Source organism: Bradyrhizobium sp. Crot121 (assembly GCF_059512385.1).
Genome location: NZ_JCAMOR010000345.1, coordinates 1 through 492 on the forward strand (window position 1 = coordinate 1; position 492 = coordinate 492).

At 61.6% G+C, this 492-nt stretch carries 1 protein-coding gene; it reads right to left on the reverse strand.

Going from position 1 to position 492, the window contains the following annotated elements:
• Positions 1 to 96: 96 nt before the first annotated feature.
• On the reverse strand, positions 97 to 492 hold a 396-nt coding region (locus AC5ZGW_RS46895; protein WP_496114238.1), incomplete at its 5' end, for a thioredoxin family protein.

Here is a 492-nt window from a genome sequence, read left to right on the forward strand (position 1 = left end):
TCGATCGCCTGCGCCAGTTCATCCTCGGCGACCGCGCGTCTCGTCGACGCTGAGATCGGCGGCATCACGGCCGCCTTGACCGGGCCGGACTGATCGCTACCCCCGATTGGCCGGGCGCGTCTTAGCTAAAAGCACGGCGATAGCGGAACGCTCAGTGTCGGCTACCAAGCGGCCGGTTTCAGTCTTGCCTATGAACGCGATCAGCGTGGAAGGCCTACCAGCGCCAAAAAACTTCACCGCGTCCTGCTGATTGTCGAAGTCGACAGTGAAGTAGATGAGGTCTTTGAACTCGGGCTGTGCCGTCAATTCGCTCAGGATCGGTTTCTGCTTCTGGCAGTCCGGACACCAGGACGCATGGATCGCAACCAAAATCGGCCTGTCTGCCTCCTGCACCGCCGCGAAGGAGTCAGCATCGAACGGTCGGGTCTCGACGGCGAAAGCCGGCGCCGCGAAGGCTGTGCTTGCGGCAACCACTGCAAAAACGAGGGAACG